The organism is Rhizobium sp. AN68 (assembly GCF_030758035.1).
In the GTDB taxonomy this organism is placed as follows: domain Bacteria; phylum Pseudomonadota; class Alphaproteobacteria; order Rhizobiales; family Rhizobiaceae; genus Agrobacterium; species Agrobacterium tumefaciens.
This window is the reverse complement of sequence record NZ_JARWMI010000001.1, coordinates 191,905-212,232: the sequence shown is the minus strand read 5'-3', so window position 1 is coordinate 212,232 and position 20,328 is coordinate 191,905. Positions and strand designations below refer to the sequence as shown.

At 59.3% G+C, this 20,328-nt stretch carries 20 protein-coding genes and 2 pseudogenes; 11 read left to right on the top strand and 11 right to left on the bottom strand.

The window, feature by feature from the left end:
* Positions 1-88: 88 nt before the first annotated feature.
* The 7 genes and pseudogenes from RBH71_RS00985 to RBH71_RS00955 all read left to right on the top strand — a co-directional run bounded on the left by RBH71_RS00985 (position 89) and on the right by RBH71_RS00955 (position 6,937).
* The gene (locus RBH71_RS00985) at positions 89-1,504 is read left to right on the top strand and encodes an aldehyde dehydrogenase family protein (protein WP_323686984.1); all 1,416 of its coding nucleotides are present in this window, start codon (positions 89-91) and stop codon (positions 1,502-1,504) included.
* Between the two features lie 196 nt (positions 1,505-1,700).
* Complete coding sequence (locus RBH71_RS00980; protein ID WP_080802999.1) at positions 1,701-2,312, top strand: glutathione S-transferase family protein; 612 nt, start codon at positions 1,701-1,703, stop codon at positions 2,310-2,312.
* A 54-nt stretch (positions 2,313-2,366) separates the two neighbouring features.
* Positions 2,367-4,426: pseudogene (locus RBH71_RS00975) on the top strand (pyridoxamine 5'-phosphate oxidase family protein).
* Between the two features lie 123 nt (positions 4,427-4,549).
* Positions 4,550-5,098 carry a carboxymuconolactone decarboxylase family protein gene (locus RBH71_RS00970; protein WP_025591651.1) on the top strand — a complete coding sequence of 183 codons (549 nt, stop codon included), beginning with the start codon at positions 4,550-4,552 and terminating at the stop codon, positions 5,096-5,098.
* Positions 5,099-5,152: 54 nt separating this feature from the next.
* Positions 5,153-5,632: a nuclear transport factor 2 family protein gene (locus RBH71_RS00965; RefSeq protein WP_323687080.1), complete on the top strand. Its 480-nt coding sequence runs from the start codon at positions 5,153-5,155 to the stop codon at positions 5,630-5,632.
* Positions 5,633-5,693: 61 nt separating this feature from the next.
* The gene (locus RBH71_RS00960; RefSeq protein WP_080803176.1) at positions 5,694-5,969 is read left to right on the top strand and encodes a hypothetical protein; all 276 of its coding nucleotides are present in this window, start codon (positions 5,694-5,696) and stop codon (positions 5,967-5,969) included.
* Positions 5,970-6,046: 77 nt separating this feature from the next.
* Positions 6,047-6,937, top strand: a complete 891-nt coding sequence (locus RBH71_RS00955) for a LysR family transcriptional regulator (RefSeq protein WP_112236458.1) — start codon at positions 6,047-6,049, stop codon at positions 6,935-6,937.
* 19 nt (positions 6,938-6,956) lie between these two features.
* On the opposite strand, the gene RBH71_RS00950 is transcribed toward RBH71_RS00955, so the two are convergent.
* The gene (locus RBH71_RS00950; RefSeq protein WP_112236457.1) at positions 6,957-7,943 is read right to left on the bottom strand and encodes an NADPH:quinone reductase; all 987 of its coding nucleotides are present in this window, start codon (positions 7,941-7,943) and stop codon (positions 6,957-6,959) included.
* A 108-nt stretch (positions 7,944-8,051) separates the two neighbouring features.
* Between RBH71_RS00950 and RBH71_RS00945 the strand changes: the two genes are divergently transcribed.
* Positions 8,052-8,381: a winged helix-turn-helix transcriptional regulator gene (locus RBH71_RS00945; protein ID WP_003517048.1), complete on the top strand. Its 330-nt coding sequence runs from the start codon at positions 8,052-8,054 to the stop codon at positions 8,379-8,381.
* A gap of 13 nt (positions 8,382-8,394) precedes the next feature.
* Here the strand turns inward: RBH71_RS00945 and RBH71_RS00940 are convergent.
* Positions 8,395-9,275, bottom strand: a pseudogene (locus tag RBH71_RS00940) (LysR family transcriptional regulator).
* Between the two features lie 138 nt (positions 9,276-9,413).
* Between RBH71_RS00940 and RBH71_RS00935 the strand changes: the two are divergent.
* Together RBH71_RS00935 and RBH71_RS00930 are read left to right on the top strand one after the other, a co-directional pair.
* On the top strand, positions 9,414-9,989 hold the full coding sequence (locus RBH71_RS00935; RefSeq protein ID WP_003526149.1) for an isochorismatase family protein: 576 nt from the start codon (positions 9,414-9,416) through the stop codon (positions 9,987-9,989).
* Positions 9,990-10,056: 67 nt separating this feature from the next.
* Positions 10,057-10,806, top strand: a complete 750-nt coding sequence (locus tag RBH71_RS00930) for a pirin family protein (RefSeq protein ID WP_323686983.1) — start codon at positions 10,057-10,059, stop codon at positions 10,804-10,806.
* Between the two features lie 317 nt (positions 10,807-11,123).
* Here the strand turns inward: RBH71_RS00930 and RBH71_RS00925 are convergent, their stop codons facing one another.
* The 9 genes from RBH71_RS00925 to RBH71_RS00885 form a co-directional block, all read right to left on the bottom strand.
* Entirely contained in the window at positions 11,124-11,792 is a 669-nt protein-coding gene (locus RBH71_RS00925; protein ID WP_323686982.1) for an amino acid ABC transporter permease, read from the bottom strand.
* On the bottom strand, positions 11,789-12,472 hold the full coding sequence (locus RBH71_RS00920; protein WP_111802793.1) for an amino acid ABC transporter permease: 684 nt from the start codon (positions 12,470-12,472) through the stop codon (positions 11,789-11,791). Before RBH71_RS00920 ends, RBH71_RS00925 begins: the two co-directional genes overlap by 4 nt.
* Before the next feature lie 3 nt (positions 12,473-12,475).
* The gene (locus RBH71_RS00915) at positions 12,476-13,198 is read right to left on the bottom strand and encodes an amino acid ABC transporter ATP-binding protein (protein ID WP_080815146.1); all 723 of its coding nucleotides are present in this window, start codon (positions 13,196-13,198) and stop codon (positions 12,476-12,478) included.
* Positions 13,199-13,251: 53 nt separating this feature from the next.
* Positions 13,252-14,085 carry a transporter substrate-binding domain-containing protein gene (locus RBH71_RS00910; RefSeq protein WP_323686981.1) on the bottom strand — a complete coding sequence of 278 codons (834 nt, stop codon included), beginning with the start codon at positions 14,083-14,085 and terminating at the stop codon, positions 13,252-13,254.
* A gap of 81 nt (positions 14,086-14,166) precedes the next feature.
* Positions 14,167-14,367: a hypothetical protein gene (locus RBH71_RS00905; protein WP_111802792.1), complete on the bottom strand. Its 201-nt coding sequence runs from the start codon at positions 14,365-14,367 to the stop codon at positions 14,167-14,169.
* 5 nt (positions 14,368-14,372) lie between these two features.
* Positions 14,373-15,848, bottom strand: coding sequence for an amidase (locus RBH71_RS00900; protein ID WP_111801286.1), 1,476 nt, complete (start codon positions 15,846-15,848; stop codon positions 14,373-14,375).
* A 5-nt stretch (positions 15,849-15,853) separates the two neighbouring features.
* Entirely contained in the window at positions 15,854-17,275 is a 1,422-nt protein-coding gene (locus RBH71_RS00895) for an MFS transporter (RefSeq protein ID WP_323686980.1), read from the bottom strand.
* 36 nt (positions 17,276-17,311) lie between these two features.
* Positions 17,312-18,241 (bottom strand): polysaccharide deacetylase, encoded by a 930-nt coding sequence (locus RBH71_RS00890; RefSeq protein WP_111842519.1) that lies wholly within the window; start codon positions 18,239-18,241, stop codon positions 17,312-17,314.
* Positions 18,241-19,158: a hypothetical protein gene (locus RBH71_RS00885; RefSeq protein ID WP_210247568.1), complete on the bottom strand. Its 918-nt coding sequence runs from the start codon at positions 19,156-19,158 to the stop codon at positions 18,241-18,243. The genes RBH71_RS00890 and RBH71_RS00885 overlap by 1 nt, the downstream gene beginning before the upstream one ends.
* Before the next feature lie 167 nt (positions 19,159-19,325).
* Here RBH71_RS00885 and RBH71_RS00880 point away from each other — a divergent pair, with 167 nt between their 5' ends.
* A complete protein-coding gene (locus tag RBH71_RS00880; protein WP_158008479.1) occupies positions 19,326-20,003 on the top strand; it encodes a TetR/AcrR family transcriptional regulator in 678 nt (225 codons plus the stop codon).
* The last annotated feature ends 325 nt before the right edge of the window (positions 20,004-20,328 follow it).

Sequence of the window (20,328 nt, the reverse complement as noted above, 5' to 3'; positions counted from 1 at the left end):
AGTTCATCAGGCTGTCCGATTTTGTCCTACTACACGCAACACTTACCGCATGCCATTTTTGCTGTGAAGCCATCACAGGAGAAGAAACATGCACATCATCGATCGGATCTATATCAACGGGGCGTTTGTCACGCCGCAAGGCGATCAATGGGCGCCGCTTTTCAATCCGGCAACCGAGGACCAGATCGGCAGCGTGCGGCTCGCAGATGAGCGGGACGCCGACCGCGCAGTTGCTGCCGCCAAACGCGCTTTCCCAGCCTTTTCGAATACGACCAGAAAAGAGCGGATCGACATGCTGAACCGGCTGCATGCCGCGGTGTCCGCCCGAACCGACGATCTGGCGTCCGCCATGCGTGAAGAATACGGTGCGCCATCGGGCTTCATCGGCTTTTCAGCGTCACGCGCAGGTAGCGTCTTTCTCGACATGGCAAGAACGCTGAAGGACTACGAGTTCCAACGCCGCATGGGCAGCGCCGATGTCGAGATGCGACCGTCGGGTGTTGCCGTGGCGATCACGCCCTGGAACAGCAATTACAGTTTTATCTGCGGCAAGCTCTCCGCCGCCATTGCAGCTGGAGCAACGATGGTGATCAAACCTTCGGAGATGAGCGCCCTGCAGACGCAGGTGATCACTGAATGTCTGCACGCGGCCGGTCTTTCCGATGGCATTTTCAATATCGTCACCGGGTATGGAGGCGTCGTTGGTGCGGCACTGACGGCTCACCGCGACGTGTCCAAGATCACCTTCACCGGTTCCACTGCCACAGGTCGCGGCATTGTTCAGGCGGCCGCGGCCACTATGAAGCGCGTCACAATGGAACTTGGCGGCAAAAGCCCCAGCATCATTCTGGACGATGCCGATCTTGAGGTCGCCATCCCGCAGGTGCTGGTGGCAGGGTTCCGCAACAGCGGTCAGGCCTGCATTGCCGGAACCCGCATTCTTGCTCCAGAAAGCAGGTTCGGTGAAATCGAGGAACGGCTAAGCCACACCATCAAAGACTTCAGGTCGGGAGAACCGGCCGACGAACAGGTTCAGGTTGGTCCGATGGTCAGCCAGAAGCAGTGGGATCGCGTGCAAAGCTATATTCGCCTGGGACAGGAGGAAGGCGCCAGACTGCTGGCAGGCGGCGAAGGTCGTCCGGAAGGGCTGCAGCGCGGCTGGTTCGTCAAGCCCACCATCTTTACCGGCGTCCGCAACGACATGCGCATCGCGCGCGAGGAGATATTCGGCCCCGTGCTATCGCTGATCTCCTACCGCGACGAGGAAGACGCCATCACGATCGCGAACGACACCGATTACGGCCTGCAGGCGCACGTCTTTTCTTCCGACGTCGCGCGGGCAAAACGCGTCGCAAACCAGATCGAGGCAGGCCGCGTGTTCATCAACGATGCGCCGCATGACCCAATGGCACCATTCGGCGGATTCAAGCAATCCGGCTTCGGGCGGGAATTCGGCGTCTTTGGGCTCGAGGCCTTTCTCGAACCCCGTGCCGTACTGTCGTGACATTTAAAGGCCACGCAACTTCTTGGCTGTGTGGCCTGATGCCACGATACCGTCGAGCGAGCCCTGTTGGGTGGCCATTGTTGCACCTGGTGTAATGATGAAGTGTGAAGCACGATCGTTCTCATCACCACGTAATAATAGCAATCTGCAGGTGCGGATCGGGAATTGACCCGAACGATACTCGCAGGAGCGCACAATGAAACTCTATCATCATCCTTTGTCGGGCCACTCGCATCGGGCCCGTCTGTTCCTTTCACTGATCAACCTGCCGCATGAGCTGGTTGAGGTGGACCTCATGTCCGGCGCGCACAAGACGCCCGATTTCCTCAAGATGAACCCGTTTGGCCAGGTTCCGGTTCTCGACGACGACGGCGAATACGTATCGGATTCCAACGCGATCCTGGTCTACCTTGCCAAGAAAACCGGACGGACGGACTGGCTGCCCGATGACCTGAAGAGCGCCGCAGCGGTCCAACGCTGGCTGTCGGTAGCTGCCGGAGAGATCGCTTATGGTCCGGCGGCGGCCCGCCTGGTCACCGTCTTTGGTGCCAAGTTCAATCCGGAAGAAGTCATTGGTCGCGCCCATGCGGTCCTTGGAAAACTCGAAACTCAGCTTTCCGACCGAGAATGGCTGGTAGGCGAACGCCCGACGATCGCCGACGTCGCAATCTACAGCTACGTGGCCCGCGCCCCTGAAGGCAACGTGGATCTCTCCACTTATCCTGCGGTCAACAGGCTGCTTCGTCGTATCGAAGCGCTTCCGGGCTTCGTGGACTTTATCGGGACTCCGGTTGGCCTTGCCGCCTGATCCGCATTCGGGTGCGCGCCGAAGCGTGCCCGATCCCTTCTTAGGAGAGCTGACATGACCGACACTTTGACAAAACTGCCGACATGGCACGAAGGCGAGAAGTTCATCCAGGAAAAAGTCGGTGTCGCCGAGCGTATGGAGGTCGTCGGCCAGCGGGTCGTTCGCGATTTCATGCCGGATCAGCATCGGGACTTCTATGCCCAGCTCCCGTTCATCGTCCTTGGCAGTGTGGATGGCCACGATGACGCCTGGGCCACCTTTGTCGAGGGCCGACCCGGCTTCATGTCCTCTCCTACGCCGACCACGCTCGATATCCGCTCTACCTTGGAGCCAAGCGACCCCGCCAGCGAAGGAATGGCAGACGGTAAACCGATCGGCCTGCTCGGCATCGAGATGCACACGCGTCGCCGCAATCGCATGAACGGCTTTGTCTCCACCGCAGCGAACGGTTATCGGATCGATGTGGATCAGAGCTTCGGCAACTGCCCGCGCTACATACAATTGCGGGATTTCCAATTCGAGAGGGCACCCGGCCAACCAAGCCAGAACCAGCGTGAAGACCTGTCCGAGCTTGACGACCTTGCTCGCTCCACGATCAAGACTGCGGACGCGTTCTTCGTTGCCTCCTATGTCGACCGCGAAGACAGGCGCCAGGTTGACGTTTCGCATCGCGGCGGGAATGCCGGCTTCGTCCGCGTTGGCGATGATGACGTTCTCACAATTCCCGATTTCGACGGAAACCTTTTCTTCTCGACACTGGGGAATATTCTGCTGAACAAGAAAGCAGGTCTGCTCTTCGTAGACTTCGCGACGGGCGATGTGCTGCAGATGACAGGCGAAGCCGACGTCATACTGGAATCACCCGAGATTGCGGCCTTCCAGGGCGCGGAACGGCTCTGGACGTTCAGGCCAACCCGGATCGTCCGGAGACCGAATGCACTCGCACTCCGCTGGGCATTCCAGAAGGATGGATGGTCGCCGAATTCTCTGATGACCGGGAACTGGGCGCAGGCAGCAGACCGGATGCGTGCCACCGGACTTTCAGACACATGGCGGTCGATGACGGTCACCAGGATCGTCGAGGAAAGCACGACGATCCGCTCGATCCATCTCCAGCCAAGCGACGGCGCGGGGTTGCTGCCGCATGCTGCCGGGCAGCACCTCCCGATCCGGCTGGTGCTGCCGGGAAGCGAGCGGCCTGTTATCAGGACCTACACCCTGTCTGTCGCACCGTCCGATGGCATCTACCGCATCAGTGTCAAACGCGATGGGCTCGTGTCGCAGTTTCTGCACGACAGCATCTCCGTTGGCGACGTGATTGAGGCGCGGCCCCCCGCAGGGGGTTCGGCGTTGACGCCCGTGCCACACGCCCTGCAGTGCTCCTTGCCGGTGGTGTCGGCATCACGCCGCTGCTCGCCATGCTCCGTCATGTCGTCTACGAGGGAATTCGCAAACAGCGCATCCGGCCGATCACGTTGTTCCACGCTGCCCGCACGAAGGCCGAGCGACCTTTCGACAAGGAGATCGCCGAACTCGTGGCTGCGGCCAAGGGCGTGGTCCGGTTAGTGCGAGTTCTCAGCGACATCGGCGATGCTACAGAGGGCTCCGACTACGATACTGCAGGCCGTATCGACATGGCTATGCTCACCAAGCATCTGCCGTTCAACGACTACGACTTCTATCTGTGTGGTCCGCCGCAGTTTACGCAGGCGCTCTATGACGGTTTACGCGGCTACAACATCGCAGACGATCGTATCCACGCGGAAGCGTTCGGACCCTCGTCGCTGGTTCGGTCTGTAGAGGCCAAAGATGCCAGGGCCGCCCCTTTGCGTGCGCTGCCATCCGACAAGCCGGTGCCTGTCATATTCACGAACTCGCTGAAGGAGGCCCGCTGGGCACCCGGCTCCGGAACGCTGCTGGAACTTGCAGAAGCACGCGGTCTTCAGCCCGAGTTCAGTTGCCGCGAAGGCAATTGCGGTACGTGCAAAACAAAACTCGTCAAAGGCGCTGTGACGTACCTGAAGGAGCCGACAGCGAAGGTTGACGATGACGAGATCCTCCTTTGCTGTGCCATTCCAGCGAGCCAGGAAGGCGGCATCCAGATCGCCGTCTAAACCAACATTACTACGCCTGACGCAACAGTCCCTTCCTGCTTTTCGACGTTCAACAACAACCGGTTACCAATCATCTTGAGGATCAGAGAGCGACGTCTCTCAAAACCATTAAAGGAGAATACCATGTCACGCATTCCTACCCCCGCCACGATTGAGGAGGCGCCCGAAGCCTCACGGCCGATCCTGGAGACCATCCAGAAGCAGATCGGCTCCGTGCCGAATATCTTCCGCCTCGTCTCCAACAGCCCAGCCGCCCTCAACGGCCTCGCCTCGTTGCAGGGTGCGCTCGGCAAGGGCAAGCTTGCACCCGCCACTCGGGAAAGGATCGCCCTGGCTATGGCCGAAGCCAACGGTTGTGACTACTGCCTTTCGGCGCACACCTTCACCGGAGCGAAGTTCGCCAAGCTCGATGAAGCGGAGATCGCTTCGAACCGCCGCGGAACATCGAACGACGCCAAGGCTGCGGCAGCCGTCGAATTCGCCCGCGCCCTGACGACCGCGCGTGGCTCGGTGGCACCTGGGGAAATCGTAAAAGTTCGGGACGCCGGCTACAGCGACGCGGAAATCGTCGAGATCATTGCACATGTCGCGCTCAATACCTTTACAAACTACGTCAACGAAGCCCTCGATACCGAGATCGATTTCCCGCGTATCGATCGTCTTGCGGCATGACATTCAGGACGGGGTGACGCGAGAGCCGTCATCCTTCCCTCCCCCTTACGAAACCTGGAGCCATCACAATGTCCCGTCCCCCCGCTTCCCCCTTTCACTGAAGAGAGCGCCATCGAAAAGGTCCGCCTTGCGGAAGATGGCTGGAACAGCCGCGATCCTGCCAGGGTAGCGCTCGCCTACACGGTGGATACTCGCTGGCGCAACCGTGCCGAATTCGTAACGAGCCGCGCTGAAGCCGAGGCCTTTCTGGGCCGCAAGTGGAACAGGGAACTCGACTACCGCCTGATCAAGGAACTCTGGGCATTCACGGGCAACAGGATCGCGGTGCGCTACGCCTACGAATATCATGATGACAGCGGCCAGTGGTTCCGGGCCTACGGGAACGAGAATTGGGAGTTTGCCGAAGACGGCCTGATGCGGGCGCGTCACGCCAGCATCAACGAACACCCGATCGCTGAGGCCGACCGCAGGTTTCACTGGCCGCTCGGCCGAAGGCCTGACGACCATCCCGGTCTCAGCGACTTCGGCTTTTGAGCCGGGCGTCGGTCCGTTGGCCTCGTCAATGCCGCCGTTCAAACTCAACGAGCGAGTTCGAGTGTCCGTTGAACTCGCTCTTACCGCATCGAGCGGCGACCTGTCGTGGAAGCGCAAGCAGGAAGACGATAGCCGTGCGCTTGGGCTGACGGGTGCGGAAATCGATCTGGCACGCCGTGGCCTGAGCTTCGATCTGAAAATAGCGAGGGCCATAGCGTTTGCACTCGCGGTCAATGAGCACACGCGTGCACGTGCAAGCGCCGCTGGCCTTTGTGAGCGAAGCTGCGTCGAAATCGAGCACCTTGCTGCTGCCAACCGACAGGTCACTGGCAGCTAATCCATGCCGCGGACGGCTTGCGGTCTTGTCGTCCAGGATTCTACTATGGTCACCGTATCGAGGGCATGGGGGACCGGATGGATCGTTGGCAGGCAATGCGGATTTTCGTGAAAGTAGCGGAAACCGAAAGTTTCGCAGATACCGCCCGCCAGATGCACATGAGTGCTCCTGCCGTCACACGGTCTGTTGCAGCCCTGGAAGATATCATCGGAGCACGCCTGTTCGTGCGAACGACCCGTTCGGTAAAAATGACTGAGGCGGGTGCCCAGTATTTCGAGGACTGCCGCAAGATTTTGTCAGACATTGCTGAAGCAGAGGCGGCAGCGGGAGGCTCCTACGCTACACCGACAGGCACGCTGTCCGTAACTGCTTCGGTCATGTTCGGGCAGATGTATGTGCTGCCCGTCGTGACGGGCTTTCTGGACGCATTTCCGACCATGAAGGCGCGAACCCTGTTTATCGACCGGCCTGTCAATATTGTCGATGAAGGCATCGATGTCGCTGTCCGCATAGGTCACCTCCCCGACTCCGGCCTCTCCGCCATAAAGGTCGGGAGCGTCAGGCGTGTCGTGTGTGGTTCACCGGCATACTTTGACCGACATGGCATTCCGACAACGCCATCCGACCTCAGGGATCATCGCATCGCGGCGTCCACCAGCGCCTGGGCCTCCCCTGAATGGCGCTTTTCCGACGATTTCCGCGTGACGATAGACGCTGCTCTTCAGTGCAACACCAACGAAGCGGCCATAACCTCCGCACGCGAGGGCTGGGGACTGACGCGCGTGCTGAACTACCAGATAGGCCCTGACCTTATGGCCGGCGACCTTCAGATCGTGCTCAGCGAGTTTGAAGAGCCGCCCCTGCCTATCCACATCATGCATCCCGAGGGTCGGAATGCACCCGCAAAAGTGCGGGCTTTCGTTGACATGGCAGTTGCCCGCCTGCGTGAGAACCGTCTCCTGAACTGATCCGGGCGCAGCGGGCAGATCAAAAACCAATCAGAATCTTGCCAATGGCCTTGCCGCTTTCCTGCAGTTCATGGGCCTCGGCAATCTGATCAAGCCCGAGCGTTACGGCGATCTTGGGAACGTAGGCTCCCGAAGCCGCGCAGGCCGAGACTTCCTCGGCAGCATCGCGCATCGCTGTTTCCGGCATCGTATAGACGTAGACGAAACGGAAAGAAAAGCCACCAACGAGCGCCGGAAAGAACGGGATCGAGAGCCTGGCTTGCGGCGATCCCGTGGAGTAAGCCGACACGCCCCCGTCACGCGCAAGGCAGGCGATTGCCGTGTCGATGTTGTCGGAGATGTCCACGTCGACAATACGGTCGACGCCGTGACCATCGGTCGCCGACCTTATTTTCACAGCAACATCACCGGCATGCCTGTTGACGACGAGATCGGCTCCGGCTGCGCGGGCAACGTCTGCCTGTTCGTCGCGGCTCACCGTTGCCGCCACCCACGCCCCTGCCCACTTTGCAAGAAGAATGGCGGCGTTGCCGACCGCACCGGCGCCACCCTGCACGAGAACCCGCTTACCTCGCAGGTCTGTATCGGCAAACAGGCATCGATGCGCCGTCATCGCGGGGACGCCGAACGACGCACCGACCCCGAAGGGCACGTTGTCGGCCAGCCTGACTGCCTGCCTCGACGGCACCACGACGAATTCCGCAGCCGTCCCGAACGCCCTCCCCGTCTGGGCCATGTAAACCCACACCCGCTCGCCTATACGTTCCTGCGACACGCCGGGGCCGACACTGTCGATGACGCCCGACCCGTCCTGATGCGGAACGATTCTGGGAAATGGCATGGCCTTACCGCCGAAGCCGACACGCGTCTTGATGTCCGAAGGATTGATGCCCGAGACCACGATCCTGACCCGGACTTCCCCCGCCCCGGGCTGGGGATCGGGAAGCTCGCCAACGGTCAATACTTCTCTCGCAGTTCCTTGCCGTTCGTAGAACGCAGCTCGCATAACACACCTCTCCTAAATGTGGCTTCCATCTGGGCGTGACACAGGCAAACTTGCAAGTAGGCAACAGTTTTGCCTATAGGAATAAAAAGTACACTAATGGAGAACTGAATGGCTGTTGGCCCAAAATGCCCGGTAGAAGTTACCGTCGATGTCACGGGCGGCAAGTGGAAGCCGATGATCATCTATCGTCTACTCGACGGTCCGTACCGGTTTGGAGAGCTGCGCCGCCTGGTCGGCGATCCAAGCCAGCGCTCGCTCACGATGCAGCTCCGCGAACTCGAGGCCGACGGGATCGTGAGCCGCGAGGTCTTTGCCGAGGTCCCTCCGCGCGTCGAATATTCCCTCACCGAATTCGGAAAAACGCTGGCCCCCGTGCTGATGGCGATGCGCGACTGGGGAGTTTCCTTCCAGGGTCGCTGTCAATCCACGAAGGCATGACCGGTCGTCCTCGTCAGGGACCGGGCTTCGCCGCGAAGCGCTGCACGAAGAAGTCGATTAGCACTCTGACCTTCCGGGACACGTGCGATCCTGGCGGACGCACGATGTAAACGCCGATCTCCGGCAGGCCGTAGTCCGACATAATCGGCACAAGCGTCCCTGCGGCAACATAGCTTTCCGCGATCACAACCGGCAGTGCAGCGATGCCCAGTCCGGCTGCCGTCCCTTCGGCAATGCCAAGGGCACTATCCGCCTTGAACCTTCCCTGCGCATTGATGACGATGGTTCGGCTGCCATCGGACACCTTCCAGCTCTCGGTGCCCTGCAGGATCGCCTGATGTTCAAGCAGATCGGAAGGCTTTCGCGGGACGCCATGGTTCCGGAGGTATTCGGGGTTGGCAAACAATCCAGCCGCGAATGCACCGATCTTCCTCGCCGTCAGGTTCGAGTCCTGCAGATAACCGACACGTATCCCGCAATCAAAGCCTTCCGCCACCAGATCGACGTAACGGTCGCTGTAGTGCGCATGGAGCTGCAAGAGCGGATGCTGGCGGGCCAGTTCGGCGAGCGCTGGCGCAAAATGCCGCGGACCAAGGATGACGGAACGGCGACGCGCAGCCGTCCCCGAAGCTCCCCGGTTGGCGCCATCTCCTCGCGCGCAACCTCCATTTCCAGGCACATGCGCGCGGCATGCTCGCGAAACGACGCTCCAGCCTCCGTCAGCGACGCACCTCGTGTGGTCCGGGCGAGGAGCTGGACGCCCAGCTCGCTCTCGAGACGAACGAGGCGACGGCTGACGATGGATTTCGGCAATCCGAGACGTCGCGCCGCAACCGTGATCCCGCCGCCATCGGCAACCTCAACGAAAGTCTGCATATCTTCGAAGCTGACCATTATTGCGTTCCATTTTCCGTTCCACAGAGTGGCTCATCCTAGAGCTACCGTGCCGTCTATCGCAACGCTAAATTCCACTCATCGAGCGGACCTAAATCCAACCCGACAGCCGCCGACAACGCAAAAAGGAATACGACAATGCATAAGGACGTCTTTACTCCCGAGAATTCCGCCATGCTGCTGATCGACCATCAGATCGGCACGATGGCCTGGACCCACTCACACGACATCAACCTGGTCAAGCAGAACGCACTCAAGCTTGCCCGGATCGCCAAAGCCGCCAACATCCCGACCATCCTGACGTCCAGCATGGAAGAACAAATCCAGGGGCCGCTGATTCCGGAACTCAAGGAAATCCTGCCCGAGGCGTTCGAAGCCCGCATCAAGCGCCCGGGTATCGTCAACGCCATGCACCACGACGGCTTCAACCAGGCCGTCAAGGCGATCGGCCGCAAGAAGCTGTTCGTCGCAGGCGTGACCACGGAAATCTGCGTCACCTTTCCGGTCCTCCAGATGCTTGACGAAGGTTACGAGGTGCAGGTCTCGGCGGACGCATCCGCTTCTTACACCAAATACGGCGACGATATCGCCCTGAGGCGCATGGAAAAGGCAGGCGCAATTATCACCACTGTCGACCAGATCATCTCGGAACTCGCCGTCGACTGGACGAGCCCGCTCGGCCAGAAGCTCGTCGGCATCCTGAACTACCACTGACAACGCAAGTCGCTGCGTTCGGCGCGGGCGATTGTCGCCCGCGCCCGAGATCGAAGGAAACAGTCCAATGACCATCACCAAAATCCCTGCAGGACTCATGCGCGGCAATATCGGCCAGGGCTTCGGCGTCGAGATCATGTATCCGGGGCTGTCACTGACAACCGACGACAGCGGGATCGGTCCCATCGGCAGGATTGACCGCGCCCAGGTTCAGCCGGGTCATCTCATAGGCATGCATCCGCACAAGGACGACGAAATACTGACCTACATGCGCGGCGGCGAGATGCTGCACCGAGACACCGTCGGAAACGAGGAAAAGCTCGACAAGACACGTTTCATGATGATGAACGCCGGCCATCACTTCCAGCATGAAGAGCTTATGCTTGGGGAAACACCCGTCCGGGCCCTACAGATTTTCCTGCGTCCTAACGCTCAAAATCTTGAGCCAATGGTGCAGTTTCATGATTTCGTCGATGAATTCAGTGACGATAGCTGGAGACTGATTGCAGGGCCACGAAAAGCGCCATTGACGGTAAGATCCGATGTCTGGGTCTTTGACGTGCGCCTCAGAGCAGGCACGACGCTGAGATTGCCAACCGCTGATAACTCCGGGTTGGCTTGCCTGCTCTTTGTCTTCAAGGGGAAAATTCGATTTGGAGACGAGACGGTCTGCGACGGAGAGAGCGTGTTCGTGACCTCGTTCGAACAACATCCAACGGCATTGACCGAGACCGATATCGTCTTGTTCTCGTTCGATACCGACGTCCAGGTATTTCGCGGCGGCATGTTCAGCGGCAACCAGAAACGGGGCCGCTGAAGTCGTTGCTCGAGCGGCGCAAACGTGAACCAGGGGCTTTCTCGCGCCAAGTCTCTTCCAACGTTTCGGTGTCTCCCACCGATGGTGTTTTTATGCATAGCAAAGGGCACCACTAGATCGGTATCATCGCCAGCGCCTTCGTGGCCATCCTCGATGAACGGAAGAGCAGTTCTGGCTAATCGTCGCTACCCTCCCAATCTTCATAGCGATCGCTGATGCGGATCACGAAGACCGTAGCGTCCTCGTCTGCTGCCCTATAGAAGCATGGCCCACTCCAGCGTACCGTCGTCGGATAGACCTGGCAGTGGGTTCGAGCTCTAAACCGTTTGCGGCTTCCGTTCCAGCTGGCCTGAAAGCCGAACCGCTGGTAAAAGGATTATGAGATAGTTCATCGCCGCCAGCGTCAGCGACGAGGTGTTGAACGTCACGGACCGTATGGTGCTGGCCGAATATAGAAGGTCGTGAACACCAACAATCGAGGCTAGCGAAGTCGCTTTCACAACCTCGATCGTATTGGATGCAAGATCCGGCAGCACGTTGCGCAATGCTTGCGGCAGCACGACATAACGAAGGGAATCTGTGTATCCAAGGCCGGTGGAGCGGGCAGCTTCCATTTGCCCCCGCGACACCGAACCGAGGCCCGCTCGAATGATCTCGCAATAATAAGCCGTGTTGTTGAGCAACAGCGCAATGATCGCGCACAAGATCGCAGGCAGCCTGACGCCTAGAAACGGCAGGGCGGAGAAGGTGACGATGATGAGCACCAGCGGCGGCATGGTGCGAAAGACGTTAACCCATGTCCTGACAACCCAGCGCAGCACCGGCGAGCGCGCTTCAGACATCAGCGCTAACCCAAGGCCGATACCGAAACCGACGGGTGCCAGCACGGCCGTGAGCACGAGGGTGATCATCAGGCCGGAGATGAGATAGGGTAGCGCCTGGCTCATGATGTCGAGATTGAAGAATTGTTCGATCAGATCGGTCATGTCCGCGTCCCCCAGGCCATACGTTTTTCAAGGCCGCCTGCCAAAGCCATCAGCGGCATGAAGATGATCAGGTAAAGGATCGCCGCCATGATCAGTGGCGTGGCATTTCCGGAGAAGGACAGCGCGGTCTGCGCTTCGTTCAAAAGCTCTGGCATGCCGATTGCTGTTCCAAGCGCCGTATTCTTGGAAATGGCCAGTGCACGGTTGGTCAGCGGCGGGATGCAAAGCCGCATGGCCTGCGGCAATACCACATAGCGCAGGGTCTGTGCATTGGTCATGCCGGTCGAGCGAGAGGCTTCCCATTGCCCCGGGCCGACGGCTGAGATCCCCGCCCAGAAAATCTCCTCGGCGAAGGACGCAAGTATGAGAGAAAGCGTCAGCCAGAGTACCCAAGATGCAGAAAGGCTGATACCGACACTTGGCAAGCCGAAATAAAGCAGCAGCACGATCGAGAGCGGCGGAACAGCTCTAAAACAGTCGACGAAAAGGCGCAGGACCCACACGACAGCCTTGTTCGACACAAGACGGATCAGCGCCAACGCAAGTCCGGACAGGAGCCCGGCGATTACGATCGCCAGCGACAGATAGATCGTAATCCAAGCGCCACGCAGCAGATCGGGCAGATATGTTTGCGCGACCGCCCCGTTGAAGAAGAGATCGACGAGACCGGTGATATCCATCGCTCAGTGTCCGTGCGAGAGAAATTGGAAAGCGCGGCTTTCCGCGCCACGCGCCAGAATTTCGGCGGGCGTTCCGATCTCGACGATCTGCCCCGCCTCCATGAAGGCGACCCGGTCCGCAGCCTCGCGGGCAAAGCGCATCTCGTGACTGACCACCAGCATGGTCATGCCTTCTTTTTTCATATCCATCATCGCCTGCAGAATTTCGGCGACGAGTTGCGGATCAAGCGCCGAGGTTGGCTCGTCGAGAAGCATGACCTTCGGCCCAAGCGCAAGCGCCCTCGCGATGGCGACGCGCTGCTGTTGGCCGCCGGAAAGCTGCGATGGGTAATGCGTCAGGCGGGCGCCGAGACCCACACGGGTCAATTCACGGTGCGCGATTTCCCGCGCCTCGTTCGTGGATTTCTTCTGCACCCTCTGCAATGCCAGCATCACATTCTGTTCGGCTGTCATGTGCGGGTAAAGATTGAACTGCTGGAACACCATGCCGATGCGCTGGCGCATGTTGTTGATGTCTGTCGCCACGGCGGTGATATTGATTCCGTCGACAATGATCGCGCCGTCCGTCGGCTCTTCCAGCCTGTTGCAGCACCGTAGAAGAGTGGATTTTCCAGACCCCGAGGGTCCGATCAAGAACACCAGCTCACCCGGCATGACGCGCAGGTTGATGTTGTTGAGAACATTCACGCCGTTGAAGGACTTATACAGAGCATGAATGTCGAGCATGGGCTGCGCGATCGATTGCGACATGGTTCTAGGCCTTAATCAGTCAGTCTGTTTCAGTTGCACGACAATTCGTGCGGCGTCGCATCGTAATTGCCGAGGCCGACCGGGCCGAAACCGGCTTGCGGGGTCACTTCGAGCGATCCGGCCTCAGGCTTCACGCCAAGCCATTTTTCATAAAGCGATGCCGCCGTGCCATCCGACTTGATGCACTCAATGACGGTTTCGATCTGCTTACGCAGTTCTGGCGAGGACTTGGGGATCGTGTAAGCGAAGTAGCGTCCGGTGGTTTCCTTCAGGTCGGCAGCCTTCAGTGCCGGATTGCGCTTGGCGAAGGTCAACGCAGTCGGCACGTTCATGATCGCCGCATCCGCGCGCCCTGCCTGAACGGCCTGCGCGGCATCGCTGAGCGATGCATAGGACTCGATCGTCCAGCCGATTTCGCCGGCCTTCTCGCGCGCCCACTTCTCGTCGGCGTTGCCCTTGTTGGCGGCAATGACCTTGCCCTTCAGCTGGTCATAGCTCTTCAGCGCCGGCGCATCCTTTTTGGTCACGAAGGCGAGATCGGCAGACCAGATACCTTCCGTCAGCAGAAAGATGTCGGAGCGTTCCTTCGTTACCGTCATCGGAACCGACAGCATGTCGTAGGTGCCCGCCTGCAGGGCCGGAATCAGCGCCGAAAATGCCATGGCGTCTATTGTAATCTTGCGGCCGAGGCGCTTGGAAATCTCGTTCGTCATGTCGACGGTCATACCTTCGATGGAACCGTCCATCTTCGGTTGGGCGAAGGGTGGTGCATTGCCGTCGAGTGCACTCTTCAACGGTTCCTGGGCACAGGCGGGCCCAGCCGCAACGGCGAGCAGGGCAATGATGGCGTAGATTTTTTTCATGGTCGTTCCCCTTTATATTTAGTCAGGCTACAGAATTCGAATGAACATTTCAAATGGATGTTTCATTCATTTTTATTATTTTTAGACTTCCAGATCGCGGCGAGGTCCAACCAGCGGCTCGAAGGTTTTATCCGTGACGCGCGGGATCATGCGTCCCACTTCAAGCGCCTTGCCGAACGTGATCGCGGCCGCGGCCAGTTCATCGCCGGTCGGGGCCGTCTCGCCGCAACCTCTCCACAGCACCTGAACGGCAAGGCCCAAATCCTTGGTATCCTGAGACATGCGACTTACCCTTCTGCCCTGGTGGCGATTGAAAGAACATGCTGTGGCTCTGCCCGCATCGGGTTGGGGGTCAGAACCTGTTCGAGCGCCCACGCCGCGCGCATCAGCAGCGCTTCGTTCCTGAACCCGGCCGCCAGCTGTACGGACAGCGGCAGGCCCTCCGGCGAAAACCCAGCAGGCAGCGCCAGCGCCGGATGGCCGGACAGCGAGAACGGACTACCGGCAGAACCTGCCGTATAGGAAATGACCGCCGGATTGTCGTGAATGGGCGGCGCCACCCGATAGGTCATCGGTAGCAAAAGCACATCGACCTTCGCGAAAATCTCATCAGTGCGGGCAACAAGCGCACGCCTCTGGCGCAGGGCGGCAAGGTAGTCGGCAGCCCTCAGATACATGCCCATTTCGAGCTTTTCGCGCAGCGAACGGCCCATAAGATGCCGATGCTCGAGATAGTCGCGCTCATGAATGGAAAAGCTCTCCGCCCGGTTGATCGGCATGGCGATCGAGCGATATTCGGATGGCGCAATCGGCAGGTCGATTTCGACCACCTCAGCGCCCAGTGCGGCAAACATCGCCGCGCTTTTGGCAAGAGCATCGAGAATAGCCGGCTCCGGCGCTACGCCACCCGGATCGAGATTGCGGACGAACCCGATCTTCAGATCTTTTACGCCGTCCTTCAGACCCGGCAGTGTCGGCTCAACCGGCACGGAAAGGCTGACGGGATCGGCTTCGTCAAAACCGGCAATCACATCATAGATGAGTGCCGTGTCCTCGGTGCTGAGCGCCAGTGGACCTGGCGTGTCGAAACTCCAGCAATTCGGCATGACGCCATGACGGCTGATGCGACCGAAGGTGGCCTTCAGCCCGACGAGACCGCAGGCTGCGGCTGGCAGGCGCACCGAACCGCCCGTATCGGTACCGATTGAAAACAGTGCGGTGCCCGCCGCGACAGCCGCAGCCGAGCCTGTCGAGGATCCACCGGTAAAATGCGCGGTATTCCAGGGGTTACGGCTTGGCGGCGCATCAAGATCGAAATGTACGGCACCGGTCCCTGTGCCGTATTCCCAGGTATTCAGCTTTCCCACGAGAATGGCGCCAGCCGCTTTCAGCCGCGTTACCAGCGTGGCTGTCATGTCGGGATCGTGGCTCTGCGGCACACGTGAGCCGCCGGTCGTTTCCATGCCCGCGGTGTAGATGTTATCCTTAACTGCGAAGGGAATGCCGTCAAGCGGGCCGAGCAGCGTCCCGCTTGCGGCCCGCTCGTCCGATGCGACGGCGTTCTCGCGCGCAGCGTCTCGATCCATGCGCAGATAGGAATAGATCACGCCGTCGACCGCATCGATGCGGGCAAATACGGCTTCCAACAAAGCCGATGGCGTGATCTCGCCGCTCCCGATTTGCCGCCCTGCCTCTGCCACCGACAGGCCGGCAAGTCCGATGCCTGCCTTTGCCGTTGCTTCTGTTTTTTCTGTAGCCTTCATGAGCGTCAGCTCCTTGCACTGTATGCTTTGTGGCGGCTTACGTCAGCGCCATCGGCATGTTGTAATCCGAGGAAAAAAATGCCGGACAAAGCGGTTAATCCGGCAACGACGAAAATGGAGGCCGAGATGGCATCCGCCGGTATTGTCACGCCCATTGCCTGGATCTGCGCCACCAGTACCGCCGCAACGGAGATGCCCAATCCCATCGACAATTGCTGGCCGACACCGCCAAGCGAGGTACTCGCACTTTGCCTCGTCCTGGGAATATCGGCGAAGAGAAGCGCGTTGGTCGTGTTGAACTGAAGAGAGCGCATGACGCCAAACAGGAAGACGACGCAGACCGTGATCGCGAGTGGTGTGTCCGGTCCGATCAAGCCGATCAGCGCAATGGTCACCGCACCCAGCATGGCGTTACCAAACAGCGTTACCTTGAAACCGAATTTCGCCAGCACGCGCCGCATCATGGGTTTGAGTGCAATCGCGCTTGCGGCAACGATGAAGACAACCCAGCCGGCATCCGCCGCGCTCCAGCCAAAACCGATCTGCAATTGCAGCTGGAAAAGGAAAGGTAAGGCATTGAAGCCAAGGCGCGAAAGTCCCCCGCCGAAGAAGCCCACCCGGAACAGACGCAGCTTCAATAACGTGAGGTCAAGCGCTGGCGCTTCACGCCTCGCCATATGGCGGGCGTAGAACAAAACGCAGACCGGCAGGATTGCAATCATGACAAGGATCGCGGAGATCGGCAGGAAGACATGAACCAGCTGGTCGAGCAACAGCTGTACCTCGCCGAGAAACACGGCACAGGCCACGAAACCCCAGAGGTCGAAATTATAGCGTTCCCCGGGCTCGTCGCGTGGCAGCAAACGCGCTGCGAAAATCATGCCGAGAATGCCGAAGGGCATCTTCACAAAAAAGATCCACTGCCAGGAGAGGTAGGTTACCACATAGCCACCGATCAGCGGCCCGAGCACCGGACCGACAAGTGCCGGCGTCGACATCCAGGCAATGGCCGAGGCCAGTTGATCCTTCGGTGCCGCTCGAATGAGAAGCAACCTGCCAATGGGCGTCATTAGCGCCCCGGCCACCGCCTGCAAGGCGCGCATCGCGACAAGCGTCGCAAGGTCCTGCGCCAGCGCCGCGCCCACCGACATCAGCATGAATCCGCCCATCGCCCACAGGAAGATACGTTTCGCACCAAAACGATCAGCCAGCCATGCGCTTGCCGGGATCACGGCCGCCAGCGTCACGAGATAGATCGAGAGCGCCAGATTGACGCGCAGAGGCTCAATGCCGAAGTCGGCCGCAATCGCCGGGATTGCCGATACCATGATCGTGCTGTCGAGCCCTTCGATCAGAAAGGCGGCCGAGATCGAAAGGGAAAGCAGCATGAGGCTGCGCTCCCCTGAAAGGCGAGGTGTTGAAACCATCTGGGTCTATCCGGTGCGTGAGGTAACGCTCAGGCGCTAAAGCCCAATGCTTGCCTCGATTATTTCGGGAACGGTGACGCTCTTGGCACCCTCGATCGCGAAAATCTGGTCGAGTATCCGCTCGAAAGCGGCAATCCTGTAGGGCTGCCCCATGATCCAGGGCGAAAGGTTGATCGTAAGCAGACGGCCGTGCCCGCTTTCCTTTGCTTCGTTAGTCAGACGCCTGGCGGCCGCTATGAAGCTGCGTTCCACATCCTGCAGAGGCTGCTTTCGAACAGCGAGCATTTCGCGGTCGGAAAGCTCCATCGTCGAGGGCAGCGCAATGATCTCGCCGGCACCGGTGTCGAAACGATAAGGCACCTCGTCATTGACCCAGTCTGCCATCGCCGTCACGCCGGCTTCGACCAAGAGGCGCGGCGTGCGCGTCGATTGCGACCAGGATGGTGAATGCCATGCAACAGGTGTTACGCCGAAACCATCGAAGATGGTGAGCGTTTCGGCAATCATCGCGGCTTCCGTCTTTTCATCCAGCCCTTCGTGGTGGATCGAACCGGCATCAAGGCTCGCCGCTACGATTTCCCACCCCTCACCGAGAATTTCCCGCATCAGGATCGGGTAACGCTGTGCGACACGGGCATTGAGGAAGGCGCTTGCTGTCAGTCCCCTTGCCTTCACTGCATCCATCATCCGGAAGATACCGACCCGGTGACCGTAATCGCGCTGGGTGTAGGTCTGCGTGTCCGGCCATGCCCGGTTCGGCGCACCGACCGGCAGAAAAGGCTTGCCGGAGATGTTGAGTGGAAACCACTCGACGGCAATCTGGATCCAGACGCCGAGCGTGGTGTCGCCAGACCATTGAAGCCTGCGCTCGCTCCAGGTGTCGCGCCAGGCGTAGAAGTCGTGATCCATCTGACGGTGGCGGCGCAGCGGCGTTTCGAGATAGGCGGGCCCGGTTGGTCGGATCATCATTGCTCTCCCTCAAGCCCGGACAGCCACGCGGACATCTGGTCGTAGTGGTGCTCGTAATACCAGTCGGCGATTTCGCGCGCCGTCGGATACCAGACCTGATCATGCGATTTGACGTAGTCGAGGAATTCGGCAAAGGCATCGATGCGATGCGGATGCCCGAGCACCAGTGGGTGGATCGCAAAGCACATTACGCGGGCGCTGTCGGCACCTTCGATATAAAGCCGGTCGAACTGCGCCTTCAGTGACGCGAACATTTCGTCCACCGAGTTATTGTTCCAGGCCGCCATCGGAATGTCGTTCATCTCGATGGAATAGGGCACCGAAATAAGCTTGCCGCTTTTCAAGTTGAGCGGCATCGGCTGGTCGTCATGGAAGTAGTCGAGGGTATAGCGAATACCTTCCTGCGCCAGAATTTCCTGGGTCTCGAGGCTTGGCGTAATGGCCGGCGTCAGCCAGCCGTCCAGCCGCTGACCGACCTTCGCCAGTGTCTCGCGTGAATCGATGACGACCTGGCGCTGCTCGTCAGGCGTCATGCCGTAGAAGTAGCGGCTGTTGTAGACCCCATGGCTGAAAAGTTCCCAGCCCAGATCGTTGCAGCGCTTGATGATATCAGGATAATGGTCGCATACGGCCACCGAAAGCGAAACCGATCCGCGAATGTCGCGCTTGGCCATCTCGTCCGCAATACGGCGGAAGCCGATGCGATTACCATAATCGCGCGATGAATAGTACAGGACGTCCGGCAGGGTACGGAACGGAAAGCGATTGGGATTGACCGGTGGCTGCCATTCGTAGTGCTCGATGTTCGGCGCCAGCCAGAAGGCGAGGCGCGCACCGTCCGGCAGGGCAATCTTGGGCCTGCCCCGCATCGGCGCATACCGATACTGTCCCGTATCGACGTTTGCTTGCATCATGTCGTTCCCGTCACGTTCCCAGCTTCATTCACGATATGTCTTTGTCAAACATATCATTGAAACATTTGTTTTGAACATTATATTCAAACATCTGCTGGTGCAAGTCTGTTTTTTTCGGTAGAGCATCGTAACTAAAGAAAACAGGCAAGACAGGGATGGAGACCTCCATGGAAGAGGAAGACGCAACAACGCGCCGGAGTGAAACACGCGATGCGATCCTGAGTGCTGCCAAGGAGCTCGTTGCGCGCAAAGGCCCCAAGGGCACGACCGTGCGCGATATTACCGAGGCGTCTGGTGCCAATACGGCAGCGGTCAATTATTACTTTCAGTCGAAGGATGCACTTGTCCGTCTCGCAACGCAGGAGATCACCGGCGACGTAAACCAGCAGCGCCTATCGCGCCTCACCGAAATGGAACAGGCGGCAGGCGAAGCGGCTCTTACGCCCCGCCAGATCCTCGAGGCTCTGATCGAGCCCATCCTGACCGCTTCCCGGTCCAGCGACGGCGGAAGCCTTTACGTCCGGAACGTTTTCCAGATGCGCGTCGATGCCCGCGCCGGATACAACAATTTCAACATCAACAGCCATGCGGCGCATCGCTTTATCAAAGCGATGCAGAAAACCTTTCCCGAGCTCGATCTGGAAGATGTCATCTGGAATTACGAGTTCGCACGCGGCACGTCGGTCCATCTTTTGGCAAACCTTGATCCTGTCTCGCGTCGGTTTGAGCAGCTGATGACACCCCCCGGTGAAACCCTGCCGCAAACGCCCAGATTTGAGCTTGGTAAAAGCGCAGTTGAGCGAGTGATTGCAGTTATTCTGCGTGGGTTCGGCAAGCCTCTCTGAGATTCCAAAATATAAGCGGGCAGTGTCGGCGACTACATTACAAACAAGCTTCGCGCCCACTCGCTTCCCAACGGCATGCTTATCGATCGGTCCAATCTTCGCACCACAACGGCGATGCCCGAACGTCTTGCGAGTGAACACAAAGCGCGTGCCATTGAAAACACGCAACTGAGGAGGGTTTGCTTCGGTGCTTAAGGTTGATCCAGTCTTCGGAAGAAGAGCCTTCTTCCCCGGGGACGCAATCGAGATCATGCTGTTTGTGACCTGACCTCGGCAAATTACTCCCGAAAGAGCCACGCGCACACGGCGAAGTCAGCTTCAGGCC